At 58.5% G+C, this 2,431-nt stretch carries 2 protein-coding genes; both read right to left on the bottom strand.

Annotation, left to right across the window (positions count from 1 at the left end):
* Positions 1-185: 185 nt before the first annotated feature.
* On the bottom strand, positions 186-551 hold the full coding sequence (locus N5J69_RS22115; RefSeq protein ID WP_203025730.1) for a hypothetical protein: 366 nt from the start codon (positions 549-551) through the stop codon (positions 186-188).
* 105 nt (positions 552-656) lie between these two features.
* Positions 657-2,357: a DUF4942 domain-containing protein gene (locus tag N5J69_RS22110; protein ID WP_203025729.1), complete on the bottom strand. Its 1,701-nt coding sequence runs from the start codon at positions 2,355-2,357 to the stop codon at positions 657-659.
* Positions 2,358-2,431: the final 74 nt, after the last annotated feature.

Here is a 2,431-nt window from a genome sequence, read left to right as displayed (position 1 = left end):
CAGAACGGAGAGCAGCAGGAAGCAGAGAGAGAAGACCGTGAGACAGCGTCCCGGAGAGAGAAAGCGCAGGCGAAAGGAGAGAGGCGGTGCGTCAGCACCGTCTTTTCCCGGCCCGCAGGGCCGCACTCTTTTAAGCCGCGGCTCAGGCAGCTGCAGGGCCATAAACAGCCCCGCGCTCACTGCTCTTAACATTCGTCCAGCTCGGCCTGATAATGCATTTCCGCCATACTTACCAGCGACGCAAATGTTACGTTTTCGTCCGTTATGCCTTCCTGTTCACACAGGTGCATCAGGTTAGCTATCAGATCCTGCACAGCCGTGTAAGCTTCGTCCCCGCTTCCGTCAAGACCGGTACGCCGGGCATATATCCATAATGCCTCGGCCGCAACCGTTGCGCGGTCCGTATTTCCCCAGATAAGCGCCGGTCGCTCAGTTTCCGCAGCCGTCGCGGCAATCTCTTCGATAACGTCCATTCGCACCGGCTCACACGTCGCGGGTAATCCCGGGTTTACTGGCTGGTTATCCAGTGATAAGGTTTGCGCTGTAGACACATTGATCTCCTGTTCTGTGGTCAGTGTTTCTCTGATGCCCCGGCTTCGTCGTAGATACCAGGGGCGGAATCAGGCAGGGTTCACACCCTGCCTTTTTTCTGTCCGTTACTCTGGCTTATACGCTACGAGACGCATCACGCGAACGCCCGTCCCTGCAAACATGCCGTCCATTGGTTCAGACCAGCTGCAGTCCCAGCCCGGCAGCACGCCTTTTTTATCCGCCCCCGCTGGCAGTATGGCCCCCAGTCGCCCGCCCTCTTTTACCAGCGCAGCGGCTGCGTTCAGATGCGCTACGGCGCGCCCTTCGCTGTAAGGTGGATTCATTACCACGACGTCAAAACGCTGACGGGTTTCCTGCGCCCACTGCAGAAAATCGCCCTCAATTACCGTGTGCCCTTTGGCCTCCAGTACGCGGCAGTGCAGCGGCGAGATTTCCACGCAGGTGGTATGCGTCTGCGGCATCAGGTCGGCAAGTCCGCCCATACCCGCGCTTGGCTCCAGGCAGGTTTCGCCCTCCTGAATGTTCACTTCGTCAAGCAGCTGCGCGGCAAGCGCCTGGGTTGTCGGGTAAAACTGGTGCGTTTTCTGATCCGGCAGCGCGCCGCTAAGCTGGATATCCTGAATCGCCGTGGTCGGGTCGTAGTCGAACTCAAACCATGTAAACGCGTTTCTGGCCATCTTCACGCCGCCGATGCTGATCAGCACGTTTTCAGCCTCCGCACGCACGGCCTTGTCGAAGTTCATCAGGTTCTTAAAGCGGCGGTTATTCGGATTTGTGGTAACCGGCTCGCGCGGCTCTTCCCAGCGATTACGCTGCTGCGGCTCAGTGCGCTCGATCTCCAGCTCGCTGAGTTCGCTCAGCACGCTGAACGGCAGCAGGTTCGACGTCAGGTTAAAACTCTTCGCCTTTGTGCGCGGCTTCTGACGATGCTCCGCCGGGATCGCTGCCGGATACAGAAACGCCAGAATGTCATTGAGCCGCCAGGCCATGTCAGGATGAATTTCAAGGTGTGCCGTGCCTTTCAGAAAGGCTTTCACGCGCAGCGCGCCCCCGTCGAGGGTCAGCCATTCCCCGGCACGCTTGCGGGCAATCTGCAGGATTTTGTCTGTGGTGCGGTAGCTGGTGGCATCGCGGCCCATGAATTTTGCGATAACCTGGCGCAAGTCATCAATGTAGCCGGTGCGTTCGTAGTTGTTGCCGCCCCACTCATCGTACACGCGCGCCATGATCATACGCTTGCCAAAGCCCTCCGGGCGGTTGGTGACGTGTTCCCCGGACAGGCTGCGGAAAATCCCGTCTATGCGCTCGGCAAAAAATTTCTCTCGCGAAAACAGCAGCTCAGACAGCGTGGCGCGTACCGTTTTTTCCTCAAAATCCGGCGCGGCCATTTCGCGGATCTGCTCATTCCACTCGTTGCGACGGTCGTTGGGCATGTACTGGTAAACATCCGTCAGGTCTAACGCCTCCTGCCAGAATGCCGAATTCAGGGATGCGACTGCGCCCGGCACGCTGAACATCTCGCCCACGGTCCGCCCGTAATAGCCCCGGCGGCTGCTCAGATTGCCGCTGATAAAATGCGCTACCGCCGTGGCGTTCTCACCGCTGGTCACCATGCTGGCAATGGCTTCAATTTTCGCCCGGGTGTGCTGATAGCGTCCCAGCAGCGAATCAATCAGATCCGACTCTACCGGCGCAAAGAAGCTATCGCCCAGCAGTTCCCCCGCTCCACCATGATCGCCCGGGCCGTTAAAAAGAGATGATTCTTTAGATTCTGAAGCCGTGGTGTTGACGTTCTGCTGTGACATGTTGTGTCTCCCGTGTGGTTTAAGTGATGTTTCTCTGAGTTCCTCGCCGTGAGGGCAGAACGGGCGACCGGGCA

The sequence above is a fragment of the Pantoea sp. GD03673 genome, from assembly GCF_029844725.1.
Classification (GTDB): Bacteria; Pseudomonadota; Gammaproteobacteria; order Enterobacterales; family Enterobacteriaceae; genus Pantoea.
Note: the sequence above shows the minus strand (reverse complement) of the source record. Positions and strands in the feature narration are given on the sequence as shown.

Coding starts and splice junctions, on each gene's coding strand:
- N5J69_RS22110 (WP_203025729.1), bottom strand. CDS start 2,357: ATGTCACAGCAGAACGTCAACACCACGGCTTCAGAATCTAAAGAATCA.